This is a genomic window from Streptomyces panacea (assembly GCF_040560175.1).
Lineage (GTDB): Bacteria > Actinomycetota > Actinomycetes > Streptomycetales > Streptomycetaceae > Streptomyces > Streptomyces panacea.
This window is the reverse complement of sequence record NZ_JARJHW010000003.1, coordinates 104,316-123,096: the sequence shown is the minus strand read 5'-3', so window position 1 is coordinate 123,096 and position 18,781 is coordinate 104,316. Positions and strand designations below refer to the sequence as shown.

Sequence of the window (18,781 nt, the reverse complement as noted above, 5' to 3'; positions counted from 1 at the left end):
GGATTCAGCAGGCGTCGCGCAGCAACTCCGCGACGTCGTGGTCCAGATCGAGATACAGATGCTCGCGGCCGACGGGCACGACCCCCAGCGAGCGGTCGAGGAAGCGCCGTACCTCCGAGGTGCGGACATGGACCATCGCGACGCCCTCGGGAGCGTGGAACTCCAGCACCGTGCGGTCGTAACCGAACGGCCGTACCCGTACGTCACCGAGCCCGGCCGGTTCGTCCATCCCGATGGTCAGCAGCTCGCGCGAGAACGCCCAGGCCACCTCCGTGCCCTCCAGCGTCGCCGTGGCCGGGAACGCCATCTGGACGGCGAACGGATCCTCGCCGTCGTACCGCAGGGTCGCGGGAACGGTCTCCAGCTGTGGCGCCGAAGCGACCAGCCGGGCTTGCAGGGCCTGCTCGATGACGTTGGACAAGGCCAGCTCCCCTTCGCGCGGCTCGGGCGGATGAGCGTCCTCCGCCACAGGGAAGGACGACGCAGCACGCTGAAGAGTGCGCGCTTGACCCCGTGAGCTACGTCACCGTTTTCCCTACTCGCGGGTCGGGTACCCGACGGGGTGCTCCGTCGCCCGGACTCACCGTTGCTTCACCGGGGCGGCTGTTCGCGGTACCGCGCGAGTCCGGGCGCGGTGCGGGCCACGACGAACTCCGTGATCCGGTACGCGCACACCCCGCGGACCACGAAGGGGTCCGCCGAGGCAAGCGCCTCCACCGCCGCGCGATCGTCCCCGACCGCCAGGATCACACCCCCGTCGCGCGGCTTCTTACGGCCCGACGCGATGAAGGTCCCCGCCGCGAAGTGCGCGTCCACCCAGGCGAGATGATCCGCCGAGAGCGCGTCGACACGGTCGAGCGGGGCGGTGTAGGTCAGCTCCAGTACGAACATGACCGCCAGGTTAGCGGCGGGGTGACGGTACGCGGACGGGGGCGGGCAGCCCATAGGCTGGCGCACCATGACGACGATCAGGACACCCGCCGACGAGGCCGAAGCCAGGGCGGTCCAGGACGAGTTGCGCGGACGCGTCGTGCTCGACGAAGTGGGGCCGGCGGTCGGGACCGGGCTGGTGACCGGCGTCGACGTCGCGTACGACGACGAGCGGGACATCGTCGTCGCCGCGGCCGTCGTCCTCGACGCGGCCACGCTCGCCGTCGTGGACGAGGCGACCGCCGTCGGCCGGGTCGCCTTTCCGTATGTGCCGGGGCTCCTCGCCTTCCGTGAGATCCCGACCGTCCTCGCCGCCCTCGACGCCCTGACGTCGGATCCCGGCCTGGTCGTCTGCGACGGCTACGGCCGCGCCCACCCGCGCCGGTTCGGACTCGCCAGCCATCTAGGGGTGCTGACCGGGCTGCCGGTCATCGGCGTCGCCAAGAACCCGTTCACCTTCTCGTACGAGCAGCCCGGCCCCCGGCGTGGCGACTTCTCGCCACTGGTGGCCGACGACGGCGAGGAGGTGGGCCGGGCACTGCGTACACAGGACGGTGTGAAGCCCGTGTTCGTCTCGGTCGGGCACCGGACCGGCCTCGACGCCGCCTGCGCGCACACCCTGCGGCTGGCCCCGGACTTCCGTATCCCGGAGACGACCCGCCGGGCCGACACGCTCTGCCGGCGTGCGCTGCGCGAGGCCGTGGAGGCCGCCGGCTCCACGGGGACCACAGAGACCGGAGGGACTGCGGAGACCCCGGAGACCACACGCGGAAATTGATCCGGTGCGGAGCGATGAGTTTCGCCCGGCGCCCCGGTCTGCCCCTCCGACAAGCGGACAGCGGATGCGAGGGGCCACGGCATGAGCGGCACAGCGGGTACAGCCCGGACCGATCTCCAGTACGTGACGTCGAAGGACGGCACGCCGATCGCCTACCGCGCGAGCGGCACGGGCCCCGTCCTGATCATGGTGTCCGGCGCACTCGGCACCGGCACCGGCCCGTCGGACTCCGTCATCGGCGCGCCGCTCGCCACCGCGCACACGGTGATCAACTTCGACAGGCGCGGACGCGGCCACAGCGGTGACACCGAGCCCTACGCGGTGGCGCGCGAGGTCGAGGACATGGAAGCGCTCATCGACGCCCACGGCGGGCAGGCCGCCGTCTTCGGCTTCTCGTCTGGCGCTGCGCTCGCGCTGGCTGCGGCCGACGGGCTTGGCGCCAAGGTCACCGAAGTCGCTCTGTACGAACCGCCGTTCATCATCGACGACAGCCGCCCGCCGCTGCCCGCCGACTATGTCGAGCGGATCAGGGCTTTCGTGGCGGCGGGCCACAGGGACCGGGCCGTGGCGCTGTTCCTGACCGACGCGGTCGGCATACCCGCCGAGTACGTGGACGCCATGAGGAACCAGCCCGAGGCCCCGGCCGCGGCGGGTGAGATCCAGCCGCCGTCCTGGGCGGACATGGAGAAGATCGCCCACACCCTCGCGTACGACGGCCTCGTCGTGGGCGACACGATGTCCGGCAAACCGCTCCCCGCCGGTCTCTGGAGCGGCGTGAGCGCGCCGGCGCTGGTGGTCTGCGGCGGCGAGAGCGACCCGTTCATGCGGGCGGGCGCCAAGTCGGCCGCCGGGCTGCTGCCCCACGCCGAGTACCGCGAACTCCCCGGCCAGAGCCACCAGTTCGACCCGGCGGCGCTGGCGCCTCCGCTGCGCGAGTTCCTCGCGGACCGACAGACCCGGTGAGCTGACCCGCCGTCGGTCCCCAGCCCGGCGGCGGGTCCGGTACGAGCGCGGCGGCCCGTGCTGGGGGCGGGCCGCCGCGCTCTCGTCTCCTCGCCTCATGCCCCCGGGGGCGGCCCGGTCTCAGCGGGCGTGCGCGACCCGGAACGTCATCCCGGCCGATCGCAACCGCCCCAGCAGCGCGTCACCCATCGCGGCGACGGTGGTGACCTGGCCCGCCGTGTCGGGAAGCGTGTCGAAGGCCAGGCTCAGCACCGCCTCGGCCAGTATCTTCGCCGACTCGTCATAACCCGGATCACCGCCCGCGACCTCGGTGAACACCCTGCGCCCACCCCCCTCGCCCACGAACCGCACCGTGAACCAACTGGTGCTCCTGCGGGCCTCGCTGGGCCCGGAACCCGGCTCGAACCGGTTCATCAGCGCCCGCCGGACCGCCGGAACCTGCGCCAGCGCGGCGCCCGTCCCCGCCGCCACCGTGCCGCCCAGGGCGACCGGCAGCGACTTGACGCCGGCGAAGTGCCGGTAGCGGAAGTCGGGGCCGTACCGGGGCAGCGCCGCCGCCGAGCGCGCCACCACCTGCGCGTCGAGCGTGGGCAGCGGCAGCGCCCAGACACCGGTCTCCTTGCTGAAGTGCGGCGTGCCCGGCGACGCGACGGCCCGCCGCCCGACCAGCCGGGGCTCGTGCAGCCGCCGCTGCTTCGCGGCCTCCATGGTCTGCCGGCCACGGCTCAGCGCGTTCAGGGCCGTGGCGAGGGTCCCGCCGGAGAAGAACGCGTTGGTGCGCACGAACCCGTCGATGCGCAGCGGCACGTCCACGGGCAGCTGCCGCACCGTGAAGTACGCGCCCAGGTCGTGCGGTACGGAGTCGAACCCGCAGGCGTGCACCAGCCGCGCCCCGGTCTGCCGCGCCCGGTCCTCGTACGCCAGATACATCCGGTCGACGAACTCCTGCTCGCCGCAGAGATCCGCGTAGTCGGTCCCCGCCTCGGCGCAGGCGGCGACCAGGGCCTCCCCGTGCCAGAGGTACGGGCCGACGGTCGTGGCGAGCACCCGGGTGGACTCGGCGAGCGCGCGCAGCGACGCCGGGTCGGTGGAGTCGGCCACCAGCAGCGGAAGGTCCCCGCAGTGCGGGGAGAGCTTGGCCAGCCGGGTCCGCAGCGTCTCCAGCCTGGCCCGGTCGCGACCGGCTATCGCCCAGCGGCAGCCCTCCGGCGCGCTCAGGGCGAGATATTCGGCCGTGAGCGTCCCGACGAAGCCGGTCGCCCCGAAGAGCACCACGTCGTACGGGCGTTCCGCCCCGTTCTGCCTGTTCATCGAGTCTCCGCCGTTCGAGCCGCGCCGCTGTCGCTGCCGGTGTTCGGTGCCGTTGTCGGGGGCCGAGGCTAGCGCCTGAGTGGGCGGATCGGGGGAGTGGGTGACCAGCATCGGACGCCACGGGCGGAAGTCTGCGACCATCGGGTAGGAACAAGCGCTTGCTTGCCCGGCGGCCCGGCAGGGCTTGTGCGCGCTGGTGGGCGTTCCTAGCATCATTGCTGTTACATCGTTGGTGTCACACTGCTGGGGGCTCACCATGACAGCGACCGCGAACGGCCGGAGCGGCCACGGCCGGAGCGCCGATGACCAGGGCGCGGACGGCCCGAGCGGCGGCGGGGCCGCGAACGGCCCGCTCGCCGGGGTCCGGGTGGTCGAGCTGGCCGGTATCGGGCCCGGCCCGTTCGCCGCCATGCAACTGGCCGACCTCGGCGCCGACGTCGTACGCGTCGACCGGCCGGGCGGCGCCGGGCTCGGGATCGACCCGGCGTACGACCTCATGAACCGCAACAAGCGCTCCGTACTCATCGACCTCAAGGCCGACGACGGCCCCGCCCGGGTCCTCGACCTGGTCGAGCGCGCCGACGTCCTCATCGAGGGCTACCGCCCCGGCGTCGCCGAACGCCTCGGCATCGGCCCCGCGGACTGCCTCGCGCGCAATCCCCGGCTGGTGTACGGCCGGATGACCGGCTGGGGCCAGGACGGCCCGCTCGCCCAGCGCGCCGGGCACGACATCGACTACATCGCCGTCGCGGGCACCCTCTCCATGTTCGGCGAGGCCGACCGGCCGCCCACCGTCCCCGCCAACCTCGTCGGCGACTACGCGGGCGGCTCGCTCTACCTGGTCATCGGCGTCCTCGCCGCCCTCCAGCACGCCCGCACACCCGGCGGTACGGGCCAGGTCGTAGACGCGGCGATCGTCGACGGCGCCGCCCATCTGACCACGATGATCCACGCCATGACGGCGGCCGGCGGCTGGCAGGACCGGCGCGGGGCGAACCTGCTTGACGGCGGAGCGCCCTTCTACGGCAACTACGAGACGGCCGACGGTGAGTACATGGCCGTCGGCGCGCTGGAGCAGCGGTTCTACAACGAGTTCATCGACCTGCTCGGCATCAAGGACGACGTCCCCGCCCGTAAGGACTTCGGCCGCTGGGACGAGCTGAAGTCCGCGGTCGCCGCCCGGTTCAAGGAGAAGACCCGCGCCGAGTGGACGGCCGTCTTCGAGGAGTCCGACGCCTGCGTGGCGCCCGTACTGTCGCTGCGCGAAGCCCCCGCCCACCCGCACCTCGTGGCCCGCGGCACCTTCACCGACCACGCGGGCATCACCCAGCCGGCTCCCGCGCCGCGCTTCTCGGCCACGCCCACCTCCGTACGGAGCGCGCCCGCGCTGCCGGGCGCGGACACCGAGCGGATCGCCGAGGACTGGGACGTACCGAGCATCCGAAGCACGGCCACAAGCCCCACCGGCACGAGCACCGCCGACCAAACCGGCACGAGCACCGCCAACGACACGAGCAGAAGCACCGCCAACGAAACCGCCACAAGCACCGCCAACGACTCAGAAGGGCCGCTGTCTTGAGTACCGAAGCGTATGTGTACGACGCGATCCGCACCCCGCGCGGTCGCGGCAAGGCCAACGGTGCCCTGCACGGCACCAAGCCGATCGATCTCGTCGTCGGCCTGATCCACGAGATCCGCGACCGGTTCCCCGACCTGGACCCGGCGGCGATCGACGACGTCGTCCTCGGTGTCGTCAGCCCCCTCGGCGACCAGGGCTCCGACATCGCGCGCACCGCCGCCGTCGCCGCCGGACTGCCCGACACCGTCGCGGGCGTCCAGGAGAACCGCTTCTGCGCCTCCGGCCTCGAAGCCGTCAACCTGGCCGCCGCCAAGGTCCGTTCGGGCTGGGAGGACCTGATCCTGGCCGGCGGCGTCGAGTCGATGTCGCGCGTGCCGATGGGCTCCGACGGCGGCGCCTGGGCGATGGACCCGATGACCAGCATCCGTACCGGCTTCGCCCCCCAGGGCATCGGCGCCGACCTGATCGCCACCATCGGCGGCTTCACCCGGCGCGATGTCGACGAGTTCGCCGCGCTGTCGCAGGAGCGCGCGGCGGCGGCCTGGAAGGACGGCCGCTTCGCCCGCTCCGTCGTCCCCGTCCGCGACGTCAACGGACTCACCGTCCTGGACCACGACGAACATCTGCGGCCCGGCACCACGGCCGACACGCTCGCCTCGCTCAAGCCGTCGTTCGCGCAGATCGGCGACCTCGGCGGATTCGACGCGGTGGCGCTCCAGAAGTACCACTGGGTCGAGAAGATCGACCACGTCCACCACGCGGGCAACTCCTCCGGCATCGTGGACGGCGCGTCCCTCGTCGCGATCGGCTCGAAGGAGACCGGCGAGCGGTACGGCATGACACCGCGTGCCCGTATCGTCTCGGCCGCCGTGTCCGGCTCCGAGCCCACGATCATGCTGACCGGTCCCGCGCCCGCCACCCGCAAGGCACTCGCCAAAGCCGGACTGACCATCGACGACATCGACCTCGTGGAGATCAACGAGGCGTTCGCCGCCGTCGTCCTGCGCTACGTCGCCGAGATGGGGCTCTCCCTGGACCAGGTCAACGTCAACGGCGGCGCCATCGCGCTCGGCCACCCGCTCGGCGCCACCGGCGCGATGATCCTCGGCACCCTCGTGGACGAACTGGAGCGCCAGGACAAGCGGTACGGCCTCGCCACGCTCTGCGTCGGCGGCGGCATGGGAGTCGCCACCATCGTCGAACGCGTCTGACCGTCCCGTCCGCCGAGTATCTCTTCGCTACGGAGCAGCAGCATGAGCGAGTCCACCACCATCCGCTGGGAGCAGGACGCGACGGGCGTCGTCACCCTCGTCCTCGACGACCCCGCCCAGTCGGCCAACACCATGAACCGGGCCTTCCGGACCTCCGTCGCCGCCGTCGCGGCACGCGCGGAGGCCGAGAAGGACAGCATCCGCGGCATCATCGTCACCTCCGCCAAGAAGACGTTCTTCGCCGGCGGCGACCTCAAGGACATGATCAAGCTCGGTCCGGACGACGCCCAGCAGGCGTTCGACGCCGGTCTGGCCGTCAAGCGCGCCCTGCGCACCATCGAGACGCTCGGCAAGCCCGTCGTCGCCGCCATCAACGGCGCGGCCCTGGGCGGCGGTTACGAGATCGCGCTCGCCTGCCACCACCGGATCGCGCTCGACGCGCCCGGCTCCAAGATCGGCCTGCCCGAGGTCACCCTCGGCCTGCTGCCCGCGGGCGGCGGCGTCACCCGTACCGTACGGCTCCTCGGCATCTCCGACGCGCTGCTCAAGGTGCTGCTCCAGGGCACCCAGTACGCGCCGCGCCGCGCGCTGGAGAACGGCCTCGTCCATGAAGTCGCCGCCACCACCGAGGAGATGATCGAGCGGGCGCACGCGTTCATCGACGCCCACCCCGAGTCGGCGCAGCCGTGGGACGTCAAGGGCTACAAGATCCCCGGCGGTACGCCGTCCAACCCGCGCTTCGCCGCCAACCTCCCCGCCTTCCCCGCCAACCTCCTGAAGCAGACCGGCGGCGCGCCCTACCCCGCGCCCCGCAACATCCTGGCCGCCGCCGTCGAGGGCTCACAGGTCGACTTCGAGACCGCGCAGACCATCGAGGCCAGATACTTCACCGAACTGGTCACCGGGCAGACCGCCAAGAACATGATCCAGGCGTTCTTCTTCGACCTCCAGGCGGTCAACTCGGGCGCCAGCCGCCCCCAGGACATCGACAGGCGCCCGGTGCGCAAGGTCGCCGTCCTCGGCGCCGGGATGATGGGAGCGGGCATCGCCCACTCCTGCGCCCGCGCCGGAATCGACGTCGTCCTCAAGGACGTCACGACCGAGGCGGCGGCCAGGGGCAAGGCGTACTCGGAGAAGCTGCTGGCCAAGGCGGTCGCCCGGGGCCGTACGACCGAGGCCGACCGGGACGCGCTGCTGGCCCGGATCACCCCGACCGGTGACGTGGCGGACCTCGCGGGCTGCGACGCGGTGATCGAGGCGGTCTTCGAGGACACGGCGCTCAAGCACCAGGTGTTCCAGGAGATCCAGGACGTGGTCGAGCCCGGCGCGCTCCTGTGCTCCAACACCTCGACGCTGCCCATCACCGCCCTCGCCGAAGGCGTCACCCGGCCCGCCGACTTCATCGGCCTGCACTTCTTCTCACCCGTCGACAAAATGCCGCTCGTGGAGATCATCAAGGGCGGGAAGACCGGCGACGAAGCGCTCGCGCGCGCCTTCGACCTGGTACGACAGATCAAGAAGACACCGATCGTCGTCAACGACTCGCGTGGCTTCTTCACCTCGCGCGTCATCGGCCGGTTCATCAACGAGGGCGTCGCGATGGTCGCCGAGGGCGTCGAGCCCGCCTCCGTCGAACAGGCGGCGGCGCAGGCCGGCTACCCCGCCAAGGTCCTCTCCCTGATGGACGAGCTGACGCTCACGCTGCCGCGCAAGATCCGGGACGAGACGCGGCGCGCGGTCGAGGAGGCGGGCGGCACCTGGACCCCGCACCCGGCGGACGCGGTCATCGACCGCATGGTGGACGACTTCGGCCGCCCGGGACGCGGTGGCGGCGCCGGCTTCTACGACTACGCCGACGACGGCAGCCGTATCGGCCTCTGGCCGGGCCTACGCGAGCACTTGACCAAGCCGGACGTGGAGGTGCCGTTCACCGACCTGAAGGAGCGCATGCTCTTCTCGGAGGCGCTGGACTCCGTGCGCTGCCTGGACGAGAACGTCCTGACGACGGTCGCCGACGCCAACATCGGCTCGATCATGGGCATCGGCTTCCCGGCCTGGACGGGCGGCGTCCTCCAGTACATCAACGGGTACGAGGGCGGCCTGCCCGGCTTCGTCGCGCGGGCGCGTGAGCTGGCCGGGACGTACGGGGAACGGTTCGCACCGCCCGCGTCACTGGTGGCGAAGGCGGAGCGCGGCGAGACGTTCCACGACGGCTAGGCCCTGTCCGGGCGATCGTGCCGGGCCCGGAATGCCCGGCACGGCACCTCGCGGCACGCGGGCCGCGTCACCCCTCGGTGAACGCGGCCCGCAGCTCCTCCTTCAGCGAGCGCTGGAACGCCGTCACCAGCGCCTGCGCCACCATCGGCCGCATATGGGCCGACAGCGACTTCATCGCCGCCACGCGCTCCGGATCCGGCTCGCCGTCCTTCCGCGGATTCCACACCTCGTCCCGGAAGAGGCGGGAGAGCGCGTGCGCGGCGGAGCGGGTGTGCTCCAGCAGGACCGTGCGGGCGGCGAGGATCGTCTCGTGCGCGAGGGGCACGTCCAGCAGCTCGACGCCGAGGCGCAGCAGCCCCGGATCGAGCCGGTAGCGGCCGGGAGCGTCGGCGCGGGCCAGGACGCCCATGGCCGCCAGCCGGTCGACGTCCTCGTCGGACAGGACCCGCCCCGCGCGCCGCTCCAGCTCGGCCCGCGTCGCGTCCTCCGCCGGGTCCGGCGCCCAAGTCGCCACCAGCGCCCGGTGGATCGCCAGGTCGTGCGCGCTCAGGTCCGGCGGCAGCTGCTCCAGATAGCGCTCGATCGCCGCGAGGGTCATGCCCTGGTGTTGAAGCTCCTCGATCAGCGCGAGCCGCGAGAGGTGGTCGTGACCGTAGCGGCCGACGCGGCGCGGTCCGATCACCGGGGGCGGCAGCAGGCCACGGGTGCTGTAGAAGCGGATGGTGCGCACGGTGACCCCGGCCCGCGCGGCCAGTTCGTCGACGGTGAGCGTCGGCTCCTGGGGCGCCCCGGATGCGGTCTCCATGCCGACAGTATCGCTGTCTCACCAGTACTGCGAAAGGCGGGCGGGGACCGCGAGCACCCGCCGGTGGCCGCGGGGAGCCGGAGGCGGATCGGGGCCGGGTGCGCCCCTCAGGAAGAGGGTGGCGCCGGCTGTGCCGGGGGCGGGGGCTTCGACTGCTGGGTCGTCGTGGGCGGCGGCTGGCTGTTGGGGGCCTTCTTCGTCCCGTAGTGATCCCGCTTCCTGCGACGTACCGGGGCGGGATTCCCGGTGCTCGCCGGGGGTTCGGCGGACGGTTCCGGAGTGTCTCGCATTCGAACTCCTCGTCACATGGGTAGGTGCGTTGATGCCATTGAAGCGCATAGCGCCTCTGTCCCGCCCGGCACAGAAAGCGGTCCATGCTGCCGTCCACGATCCTCGGTCTCGTCCTGCTGATCGTCGTGCTCCTGCCAGGAGCCGCCCACATCAAGGTCAGGCAACTCCGGTGGCCCGTGCGGGACGTCTCCCCGCTCTGGGAGTCGCTCCGTCTGATCACCATCAGCGTCGTCGCCGACGCCCTGGCGCTGGCGCTGCTCGGCCTGTGCCGGGTGGGGGCGCCGGGCTCGACCCCGGATGTGGGCGCCCTGGTCCGCGAGCCGGGGCCCTACGCCCGCTCCCACTACGTCTCCCTGCTGTGGTGGTCGCTGGCGCTGCTGCTGGCCGCCGTCTGCGGTGCGGCGTGGTGCGGGACGGAACGCGCCACGCGACTGGCCGCGCGGCTGCCGTTCGTCGGACGGTACGTGCCCGAGGGCGAGCACCCGTCCCGGGTCTCCGCCTGGTGGCAGGCGTTCAACGAGTGGCCCGAGGCGCGGGTGCAGGTCGGCTGTCTGCTGGAGGACGGCGCGTACTGGTCCGGGTGGCTGCGCTCGTACTCGAACCGGGTCTCGGACGACGCCGAGCGCGAACTCGTCCTGGGCGGGCCCCTGTACTACCGTCCGCCGGGCGCGGCCGTGGAGGCCGAACTGCCCGACACCGGCGCGGTGATCCTCAGTGCCCGCCGGATCACCGCGATCACCATCACCTATGTGATGCCTCCCGCGCCCACGTCCCCGGGCCCGTCGCCCTCGCCATGACGAGGGCGGGTCAGCACCCGTGGAAGGCGAGGACGGCCCAGCCGAGGACGCCGGCGTCCTCCCGCGCCGACGCCCAGGGGCCGGACGCCTCTCCGGGCTGCGGGGCCAGCTCCGGGAGCTGCGGGTACGCCGCGTGTTTCTCCGCGTTGGTGGAGTCCCTCACCCAGATCTGAGCCTGTCTCAGCGCCTGCTCCGGCTCCATCCCCTCGCCCAGCCAGTGGGTGTAGAACCTGTCGGTGATCAGCGCGCAGACCCAGCCGTCCGCGTCCCAGCCGGTCGCCATCACCGCGGCGTAGCCGCCTTGCAGGAACGCGGACGGCATCCCCGCTGCCTCGTCGAGCACCGCCCGGTCCACTGCCCCGGTGCGGCAGGCCGGCAGGACCGCCATGCGTACGTTCCCGGCGGGGAGTCTCAGCACGTCCCGCACCGTCAGCAGCCGATCCCGCGACAGGACGAGCCCTCCGTCGAGCGGTGAGCCGTCCACCACTTCCCCGTGACAGGCGAAGTGCTGGACCGACGCGTGCGGGAGCGCCGCGAGCACGGCCTCGCGGGTGGCTTCCGGGCCGCTGAGGGACACCCCGGTCCCGCTCCGGAAATGCTGCCGGGCCAGGTGTATCTGCCACTTCGCGGAGGGCAGCGGGGTGTAGGACACGGGTGTCGGCTCCGTCACCGTCAGCAGGGTGTGGTGCCCGCCGGTCAGGGACCGGATCGTGCGGGCGGCGCCGAGGGCCCGCACATTGGCCTGGTAGCTGACGGCGAGGTCGTCGATCACATGCCGGTGGCCGGTCGGAGCCGTGGTCTCCGGGCGGCGGGCGGCGTGCAGCGGGAGCAGGCCGAGCCCGCCCACGGCTATCAGCGACACCTTCGGGACACCACGAAGTCTGCGCAGGACGGGGGCCATCACATCGGTCCACAGCCGGTCGGCCACGGCGTCGCACTTCTCTTCGCGCTCCTCTTCCCCCTCTTCTTCGTGCGCTTCTCCGTCCCGCGTGTCCACCGCGCTCTGCCAGTCCGCCACCAGCCCGTCCAGCGCCGCCGTGGTGAGTGAGGGCAGCGGGATCCGGAACGGACGCGCGTTCTCGGTCGCGGGCAGCGAGAGCGCCAGGCCGCCGCGGTCGGTCGCCAGGAGGTAGACGATGTGCGTGCCCGACTCCCTTACGGTCGAGGTCAGTTCGCCGTACGAGGGTGGCGGCAGGAAACTCGCGAGCCCCGCCGCCTCGCGGATCTCCGCGACCACGGCGTCGAAGCGGTCGCGTACGCGCGCGGCCCGCGTCGCCTCCGTCGCCGCTCCCGGCCGCGTCCCCGGCCGCGTCCCCGTGCCGCCGGACCAGCCGCCGAGAAGCTCCGCGTCGGAGCGCGCCACCTCGGCGGCGGCGTCGCGGAACGCGTCGGCGAGATCGGAACGGCCCGCCCGCCGCAGCCGGTCCAGGTCGGCGGCCCGCCGCTCCAGTGCCTCGGTGAGCATCAGCGCCCGGCCCGACTCGACGGCGACGACGGCCCGGCCCAGCATTCCGGACTCGGCGAAGGCGTAGGCCGCGCGGGCCCCCATCCCTTCGGCGTCGGCCAGGACCGATGTCTTGTCGCCGCGCGTGACCTGGACGCGGCTGAGGTGGTGCAGTGCGCTCAGCCCGTGGCGGTACGCCTCGGCCGCCTCCAGCAGCGCACCACGGCGCCATGCCCGGTCGCCCCATGCCCGCGCCGTGCTGTGTTCGACGGCGGGGCTGAACTCACCCGCCGCGTCGCACGCCCGCCGCGCCGCTCGCGTGGCCTTGTCGTCGTCGTCCGGTGCGCCGGTGATCTCCGCCTTGGCCAGCCGTACGCGGAACAACTCGGCGAGCAGAGCAGGCAGGTTGGCGCTGTCGGCCGGTAACGCCCCTTCCAGTTGCGCGAGTTGGGCGGCGGCGGCCTCCAGGCCGGACGGATCGCGGCGGAGGGCCGCGAGACCGGCGCGGCACTGCGCCTGGGTGGTGCCCGCGAGCGGGGCCTCACGCTCGTTGAAGGTGCCGCCGGCGAGTGCCTCCGTGATCTCTTCGAGCGCCTTCTCCCACAGTGGCCCGGCGGACCGCGGCCGGAGGCGCGCGAGTTCCATCAGGCAGTGGGCGGACATACGCAGTGCGTGCGCGCGTACGGGCAGGTCGCCCGCGAGGCCGATCGCCCGGGAGGCCAGGGTCGAGGCGTCGTACAGATCCTGCGACGCCGGATCACCCGCGGCGCCGCGCGCCTGGTGACGACGGAAGAGAGCGAAGCTCTGATTCAGCAGGAAGGCCGGATCGGTGGAGGCAGCCCCGTCGTTCCGGAGGATGTCGACGGCCTCGTCACCTGCTTGCAGACGGCCGCCGCGGTGGTGGCGGATCTCCGCGAGGACGGCCTCCACGCTCCGCGTCCGGTCGCCGATGATGCGGTGCAGGGGACCGCGGTCGGCGGACTGCCGCCTGAGCAGGTCCTCGGCCTCGGGCAACGGGCCGGTGTCGCCCGTGCGCTGATGGCGTACGAGGGCGATCTGGCCCAGCACATGGGTTCGCACGGCGGCGTAGCCGGGGACGGCGTCACCCAGTCCCGAGGCGTCCAGCTCGTCGATGATCCCGCGCGCCTCCGTCAGATGCCGCTCGTCGTCGCTCACTCCGGTGTACGAGCTCATCAGGGCGTTGGCCAGATTGCAGCGGGCAACCAGCAGCGTCCGGCCGTCGGGCGAGTCCGCCAGCAGCCGTGCCGCCTCCCGGCACCGTTCGATCGCCCGCGTCAGTAGCGCGTTGTCGTGCGAGATTTCCCATTCGCTGTGATCCAGCGTGCCCAACTGGAGCACAGCCAGGCCGCGTTCCTCGTTCCCGGCGCCCGGACGCCGGTAGGCGCGCTCCAACTGCTCGCGTACCGAACCCCCGTCCGGTACGGATGCCGGGCCGGATGTGGCGGAGGAGCCGGGAAGGTACGTCCTGAACGTGCTGATGTTGTGCTCGATGTCCCGGACCGCCTCGGCGGCGGCGAGACCGCGGGGGGTACTGCCGAAGCGGGCGGCGTCCCCGGCGGCGAGGTCCCGGGCCTCGGTCAAGTGCCCTATCGCCTCAAGGAGTTGTTCGGGCTGGTCCAGTCGTGCCTGGCACCGGTAGGCGCAGTAGAGACTCGTCGCGAGGTTCGCCAAGGCCGGGATACGGCGCTCGGGGCGGTGCCCGGCCGCCGCGAGCGCCGCCCTGTCCTCCCGCACCGCCGCGTCGACCTGATCGCACGGCATGTTCTCGTCACGCGGCTCGGGTCGCGATCTGCCCAGCTTCATTCTCCACGTCCTCAGGCCAGGTCCCGGTCCCGTTCCCGGCCGGGCGAGGGCGGGATCACCGGAACAACCACCTCGAAGCACTCGCCACGCGGGCGAACCACTCAGGACTGATCAGCATGGCCTTCGAGGACCGGCGGCGCCATCCCGAACAACCGTTCCATTCATCGGGTATCGGTGGCGTTCGCCCGGTAGGCGGGACTTCCGGAACGCGGCCTAACCCCGCGCCGAGGCGATGACCGGATAGTGGTCCGAGAGGTTGGTGTACGTGTACTCCGTGCCCCAACTCGATACCGTCCAGGGCGCGCTCTCCTCCTTCACCACCTCGTTCGTCCAGCCGCCGGGCTTCGCGTGGCCCGCGCGGTGCAGCACGTGGTCGAGATCCTCACGCGGGTCGTCGGGGTAGCGCTCGGACGCGATCGAGTTGTCCGCCGTGTCGAAGGAGTACGGGTGCCCGGTCCGCGCGTCCGCGCCGGCCAGACCCCCGTCGGCGAGCATCGACGCGTACTCCGCGCTGTGCGCGTCGACGTTGAAGTCACCGGCGGCCAGGACCTGTTCGGACACCGGGATGTTCTTGGCGTCGAGGAAGGAGTCGATCGCCCGGAACTGACCGCTCCGTACCTCCGCCGCCTCGCCCGCCGAGCAGCCCGGATCGGTCGACTGCGTGTGGGTGCCGACCAGATGGACCCTGCTGCCGTTGACGTTCAACTCCGTATAGACGAAGCCCTTGTTGGAGAACCAGTCGCTGCCGCACGCGTCCTGGAAGACGTACTGCTCCTTACGGACGATCGGCCACTTGCTGAGGACGGCGACGCCGCCGTCCTCCGGGGTGAGGGCGGAGTACGACCCGCCCGTCGCGTCCCAGCCGCTCCTGCTCCGGCCCAGCACCGGTGTCTGGTGCGGATACTCGGCCACCGAATTCCGCTGGAGCGCGTCGGACGAGGAGTTGTCGAAGGCCTCCTGCACGACGACCACGTCGTTGCCGCCGTAGAACGGGGCGGCCGGGATCGCCGCCGCCCGGTGGTCCTGGCCCCAGTTGGGATAGAGCGTCTTGCTGAACAGGAAGACTGCCTAAGTGTAGTGTGATGTCCACTATCGGTCAGATCAGGGGGTTTCATGATCGAAAGGCCATATGACGGGTGCGGTCGCTGCCTTGTGGCTCTGCGGCGACTGTCACGGAAATCAGATGCCACGTCGTCGCCAGGCAAGCAACGGGACCAAGTCCTGAGCGCCACTCGGGGCGTCGAGGGGCACATCATCGCATGGGCGGATGACTGGGAGGTATCGGGCGCAACTGACCCGGTGACGCGCCCCGAGCTGGGGCCGTGGCTGCGGGGGGAAAAGGGACCGTATGACGGTGTGGTGGGAGCCGCTGTCGACAGGTTGGGAAGGAACCTCGTCGACTGTCTGAACACCGGCTACATGATGCGGGACACGGGAAAGATGCTCGTCACCTACGGGCATGACGGACCGTGGGATCTGGATGACCCTGCCGACGAGAACCGTTTCACGCTCGAAGCGTGGTCTGCCCAGATGGAGCTCCGCTCCATGCAGAAGCGGAACAGCGAGACCACGGTCAGCGAGCGGAAGAAGGGACGAAAGCGAGGCAAGCACGCCTACGGATACCGCTATGTCCGCCTTCACGCAAAAGCAGCCATTGACCATGTGGCGCTGGATCATGGTGAGATGGTGCCGGAAAGCATGAGAAGCAAAGAAGACGCTGCCCTCAACCTGCGCACGGTGGCCCGCAGGATTCTCGCTGACGCAACGGGGGAGATCACGCCGGACGGTGAGGCTGCGCGACTTACCCGAAGTGGCACACTGGCTCCCAGTGACCATTTGCGAGTAATGGTTGGGCAGAAGCCGAAAGGGATTCCATGGGACGGCGCTGCTCTGTCCAAGATGCTCCAGTCAGAGGCAGCACTGGGACTTCTTATGCATGAAGGGCGCCCCGTGGTTGGTGAGGATGGTAAGCCCGTTCAATTGGCTGAGCCGCTTTGGAACCGGGCAACGCACGTCGCGCTCGTCAATAGGCTCCGTTCGAAAAAGCCCCGGGGAAAGCGCGCGCAGTCAGGGACCCACCTGATGTCCGAGGTGACAAAATGCGGGACGTGTGGGTACCGGCTCTATCGCACGGGCAGCCCTGTGGCCATGACGTGCAAATCACGCCTCAAGGGACTGACTGACTGCGAGCCGGCCCCGACGATGCAAGTCTCGCTGCTGACGGAGCTGGTGACGAGCACCTTCCTCACCGACTTCGGAGACCACATGTTCATGGAGACGGTCTACGACCCCGGAAACGGAGCGGAGGAGTTGCTAGCCGGAGCCCGGGCCGCACGCGTCAGGCTGCGAGACGACCGAAGCGCGGGCCTCTACGACGACGCGGAGGACGCGGAGTGGTACCGGTCTCGATACATCGGTCTGACGGAAGAGATCAAGAAACTTGAGTCGGAGCCCGTCCGGCCGGCGGGCATGGTGCACCGTCCTACGGGGCGCACAGTGGAGATGGAGTGGACGGCTGCTGCGGACGACGGGGAGCGGCGCAAGACGCTCCAGGAGTTCGGTGCACGCGTAAGAGTGTGGCCCCAGGGTCACGAGCCGCGGGTTTCGGTGACGTTCGACGTCGGGGTCCCTGCTCCGCGGACTGCTCCTGACGCTACTTCGACAACCGTGAAGTAACGACTAGATAACGCTATCGGGGGCGTCGGGTAACCCGTCCGGCGCCCTCGCCGTCGTCCTCGTCCTCGTCGACCGCACCCTTCGCGCCGCGAGTTATCCACAGGTCGTTGTGGATAACTTCGCAAAGTCACAGATGTCATCGTTAATCGTCACCCTAGAGTGCATGGTCTCGCCAAACTCGCGCCAAAACGACGAACTAACCCCCTATTTTCCTTTCTCTCTAACGCGCGATAGAAGAAAGGAAAGTAGGGGGTTAGTTCGTCGTTTTGGCCGCAGTCTGTCCGCGGGGGAGGGCGAGCAAGATCATCCCCGTGTCACACCCGCCCGATAACGTAAGTAGGAAGAAAGGTCTCGACGGCCTTGCCGGCGCGTGGCGCGGCACCTCAGACCCCTTCCCCACGTACGGACGACGCGCTCCCGCGGCTCCCCGCACTCTCCTCCGGGTTGAGCCTAGGTTGAGCGCGTCGTCCGACTCATGTTTCCCGTCGACGTCCAGGGGACGGACGAGGGGAGGTGTAGTTGCGTGCCCCGAGCGGCCGAAGGGGTGACGTTGCCAAGATCCTTACCCGTCCGGCATTTGGGCGAAGGGTGGGACCGCGGGTTCAAATCCCGCCGCGACTACGTGGATGGAGTGGCGAGCGTCTGCCCGTTCGATTCGGGCGTCCGTCTGGCGACGGTGTGGGGTCCGATTCCCCTTGGCCATGGTGGCGAAAAGGTAGGGCCGCTGTGCCCGATGATCCGCGCAGGCCGGTTCGACTCCGGCCCCATTCACCTGCTGTCCACGAGGCGCCGGGAACGGGGCTCACCTGCCGTGGTCAGAGGATGAGGACCGACATCAGGTCGCGACGTCCAGCACCCCGGCCTCCCGGTCAGGATGAACGGGTGTTGGGGCAGCCTTTGTTGGCTGCCCCGCCCCGTTAGTTGTTCTGCTTCAGGTGTTCAAAGATCCTCATGCCGACGCCGAAAGCGGCACCAAACGTCACGCCTCCGGCGCCAAGGATTCCCAGTGCCGGGGCGTGGAAGATCGCGGTTGCGATGCCTGCGGAGAGAGCGGCAGTCGTGGCGGCGAAGAAGACGGTGGTGACCTCCAGCCACCTGCGCGCGTCCGTGGGCTGGGTTGAGGGGGTCGTCACTGGCAAAGCCTCCGAGTCGTCGTCGCGGCATGATCTGCAAGCAGGCACACCTCATAGAGGTGAGTGCTGCTGACAGGCGACGGCGGGGCAGGATGCCCTACCGTCTAGATGCGCGTCGAGACACAGGAAGACTCCCTTTGGGGCCGAGAGCTGACGAGCGTAGATTACCGGCTGGCCTACGGAGCGTCAAAATCCTTTAGCTCAACGGAGTATGGCGCAGCTTGGTAGCGCATCCGCTTTGGGAGCGGAGGGCCGCAGGTTCAAATCCTGCTACTCCGACGACAAGACGCAGCCCCGCCGTGGAGGACGAATCCTCACCCACGAGCGGGGCTGAGCCATTTCCGGAGGCCACATGGCGCGCATGCTTCGCGCACATGCGACGGTCCACCAGCGCGAGACGAGGACATACGGCTACGAGGTGAAGGGCAACTTGCGCGCTCACGAGCGACGCGCGTGGTTGCTCGACTGGTCGGCCGACGTCGACGACGCGTGGCACGAGCGTCAGGAGCGTGAATGGCTTCGCCTCACGTGGTGGGGTCGAACGGCGCTTGAGCTTGTCGGCGGAACGTCAGCGTGACGAACCGGGCGAGCCCTTCTCCCTCCGCTTACTGGCTCTGAAGCGTCCACCCGATGGCTTCGACGTCGGATATGCCCTTCGCCAAGTCGGTCTGGTTCTTCGTGGGCCGCGGATGGAACTTGCGAACGAAGATCGTGTCTCCGCGCTTGCACGCCTCCCGCGCTGCCTCGTCGATCGGCGGTACGGCGAGCTTCTTCAGCAGCTTCTTCAACATGTCCGAATCGTAGGACAACGGCCCCTTTGGA

Annotated in this window: 14 protein-coding genes, 2 tRNA genes and 1 pseudogene; 9 read left to right on the top strand and 8 right to left on the bottom strand. The window is 70.5% G+C overall.

Annotation, left to right across the window (positions count from 1 at the left end):
* Positions 1-4: 4 nt before the first annotated feature.
* Both ssgD and P3L51_RS02000 read right to left on the bottom strand, forming a co-directional pair.
* Positions 5-421 (bottom strand): spore wall synthesis regulator SsgD, encoded by a 417-nt coding sequence (ssgD, locus tag P3L51_RS02005; RefSeq protein WP_354603232.1) that lies wholly within the window; start codon positions 419-421, stop codon positions 5-7.
* A 170-nt stretch (positions 422-591) separates the two neighbouring features.
* Positions 592-891, bottom strand: coding sequence for a YciI family protein (locus tag P3L51_RS02000; protein ID WP_354603231.1), 300 nt, complete (start codon positions 889-891; stop codon positions 592-594).
* A 67-nt stretch (positions 892-958) separates the two neighbouring features.
* Between P3L51_RS02000 and P3L51_RS01995 the strand changes: the two genes are divergently transcribed.
* Positions 959-1,708, top strand: coding sequence for an endonuclease V (locus tag P3L51_RS01995; RefSeq protein ID WP_354603230.1), 750 nt, complete (start codon positions 959-961; stop codon positions 1,706-1,708).
* Positions 1,709-1,789: 81 nt separating this feature from the next.
* Positions 1,790-2,671 (top strand): alpha/beta fold hydrolase, encoded by an 882-nt coding sequence (locus tag P3L51_RS01990; protein WP_354603229.1) that lies wholly within the window; start codon positions 1,790-1,792, stop codon positions 2,669-2,671.
* Between the two features lie 120 nt (positions 2,672-2,791).
* On the opposite strand, the gene P3L51_RS01985 is transcribed toward P3L51_RS01990, so the two are convergent.
* Positions 2,792-3,982 (bottom strand): saccharopine dehydrogenase family protein, encoded by a 1,191-nt coding sequence (locus P3L51_RS01985; protein ID WP_354603228.1) that lies wholly within the window; start codon positions 3,980-3,982, stop codon positions 2,792-2,794.
* A 409-nt stretch (positions 3,983-4,391) separates the two neighbouring features.
* Here P3L51_RS01985 and P3L51_RS01980 point away from each other — a divergent pair, with 409 nt between their 5' ends.
* From P3L51_RS01980 to P3L51_RS01970, 3 genes are read left to right on the top strand one after another with little or no spacing between them, the layout of a single operon-like run.
* Positions 4,392-5,561 carry a CaiB/BaiF CoA transferase family protein gene (locus P3L51_RS01980; RefSeq protein WP_354603245.1) on the top strand — a complete coding sequence of 390 codons (1,170 nt, stop codon included), beginning with the start codon at positions 4,392-4,394 and terminating at the stop codon, positions 5,559-5,561.
* The gene (locus P3L51_RS01975) at positions 5,558-6,772 is read left to right on the top strand and encodes an acetyl-CoA C-acetyltransferase (protein WP_354603227.1); all 1,215 of its coding nucleotides are present in this window, start codon (positions 5,558-5,560) and stop codon (positions 6,770-6,772) included. Before P3L51_RS01980 ends, P3L51_RS01975 begins: the two co-directional genes overlap by 4 nt.
* A 42-nt stretch (positions 6,773-6,814) precedes the next feature.
* Positions 6,815-8,989, top strand: coding sequence for a 3-hydroxyacyl-CoA dehydrogenase NAD-binding domain-containing protein (locus tag P3L51_RS01970; RefSeq protein WP_354603226.1), 2,175 nt, complete (start codon positions 6,815-6,817; stop codon positions 8,987-8,989).
* A gap of 67 nt (positions 8,990-9,056) precedes the next feature.
* Here P3L51_RS01970 and P3L51_RS01965 read toward each other — a convergent pair whose 3' ends face one another.
* Entirely contained in the window at positions 9,057-9,794 is a 738-nt protein-coding gene (locus P3L51_RS01965) for a MerR family transcriptional regulator (protein ID WP_354603225.1), read from the bottom strand.
* A 374-nt stretch (positions 9,795-10,168) separates the two neighbouring features.
* Here P3L51_RS01965 and P3L51_RS01960 point away from each other — a divergent pair, with 374 nt between their 5' ends.
* Positions 10,169-10,882, top strand: coding sequence for a DUF6338 family protein (locus P3L51_RS01960; RefSeq protein ID WP_354603224.1), 714 nt, complete (start codon positions 10,169-10,171; stop codon positions 10,880-10,882).
* A 10-nt stretch (positions 10,883-10,892) separates the two neighbouring features.
* Here P3L51_RS01960 and P3L51_RS01955 read toward each other — a convergent pair whose 3' ends face one another.
* Positions 10,893-14,150 carry a CHAT domain-containing protein gene (locus P3L51_RS01955; RefSeq protein WP_354603223.1) on the bottom strand — a complete coding sequence of 1,086 codons (3,258 nt, stop codon included), beginning with the start codon at positions 14,148-14,150 and terminating at the stop codon, positions 10,893-10,895.
* A gap of 213 nt (positions 14,151-14,363) precedes the next feature.
* Positions 14,364-15,212: pseudogene (sph, locus tag P3L51_RS01950) on the bottom strand (sphingomyelin phosphodiesterase); the annotation flags it as partial.
* A gap of 51 nt (positions 15,213-15,263) precedes the next feature.
* Here sph and P3L51_RS01945 point away from each other — a divergent pair.
* Together P3L51_RS01945 and P3L51_RS01940 are read left to right on the top strand one after the other, a co-directional pair.
* Positions 15,264-16,826: a recombinase family protein gene (locus P3L51_RS01945; protein WP_354603222.1), complete on the top strand. Its 1,563-nt coding sequence runs from the start codon at positions 15,264-15,266 to the stop codon at positions 16,824-16,826.
* Between the two features lie 517 nt (positions 16,827-17,343).
* Positions 17,344-17,447: transfer RNA gene (locus P3L51_RS01940), tRNA-Gly, on the top strand.
* A gap of 296 nt (positions 17,448-17,743) precedes the next feature.
* Here the strand turns inward: P3L51_RS01940 and P3L51_RS01935 are convergent.
* Complete coding sequence (locus tag P3L51_RS01935; RefSeq protein ID WP_354603221.1) at positions 17,744-17,959, bottom strand: hypothetical protein; 216 nt, start codon at positions 17,957-17,959, stop codon at positions 17,744-17,746.
* A 205-nt stretch (positions 17,960-18,164) separates the two neighbouring features.
* Here P3L51_RS01935 and P3L51_RS01930 point away from each other — a divergent pair.
* Positions 18,165-18,238: transfer RNA gene (locus P3L51_RS01930), tRNA-Pro, on the top strand.
* Positions 18,239-18,564: 326 nt separating this feature from the next.
* On the opposite strand, the gene P3L51_RS01925 is transcribed toward P3L51_RS01930, so the two are convergent.
* Entirely contained in the window at positions 18,565-18,750 is a 186-nt protein-coding gene (locus P3L51_RS01925) for a hypothetical protein (RefSeq protein ID WP_354603220.1), read from the bottom strand.
* Between the last annotated feature and the right edge of the window lie 31 nt (positions 18,751-18,781).

Coding starts and splice junctions, on each gene's coding strand:
- P3L51_RS02000 (WP_354603231.1), bottom strand. CDS start 891: ATGTTCGTACTGGAGCTGACCTACACCGCCCCGCTCGACCGTGTCGAC.
- P3L51_RS01995 (WP_354603230.1), top strand. CDS start 959: ATGACGACGATCAGGACACCCGCCGACGAGGCCGAAGCCAGGGCGGTC.
- P3L51_RS01990 (WP_354603229.1), top strand. CDS start 1,790: ATGAGCGGCACAGCGGGTACAGCCCGGACCGATCTCCAGTACGTGACG.
- P3L51_RS01985 (WP_354603228.1), bottom strand. CDS start 3,982: ATGAACAGGCAGAACGGGGCGGAACGCCCGTACGACGTGGTGCTCTTC.
- P3L51_RS01980 (WP_354603245.1), top strand. CDS start 4,392: ATGCAACTGGCCGACCTCGGCGCCGACGTCGTACGCGTCGACCGGCCG.
- P3L51_RS01970 (WP_354603226.1), top strand. CDS start 6,815: ATGAGCGAGTCCACCACCATCCGCTGGGAGCAGGACGCGACGGGCGTC.
- P3L51_RS01965 (WP_354603225.1), bottom strand. CDS start 9,794: ATGGAGACCGCATCCGGGGCGCCCCAGGAGCCGACGCTCACCGTCGAC.
- P3L51_RS01960 (WP_354603224.1), top strand. CDS start 10,169: ATGCTGCCGTCCACGATCCTCGGTCTCGTCCTGCTGATCGTCGTGCTC.
- P3L51_RS01955 (WP_354603223.1), bottom strand. CDS start 14,150: ATGAAGCTGGGCAGATCGCGACCCGAGCCGCGTGACGAGAACATGCCG.
- P3L51_RS01945 (WP_354603222.1), top strand. CDS start 15,264: ATGATCGAAAGGCCATATGACGGGTGCGGTCGCTGCCTTGTGGCTCTG.
- P3L51_RS01925 (WP_354603220.1), bottom strand. CDS start 18,750: ATGTTGAAGAAGCTGCTGAAGAAGCTCGCCGTACCGCCGATCGACGAG.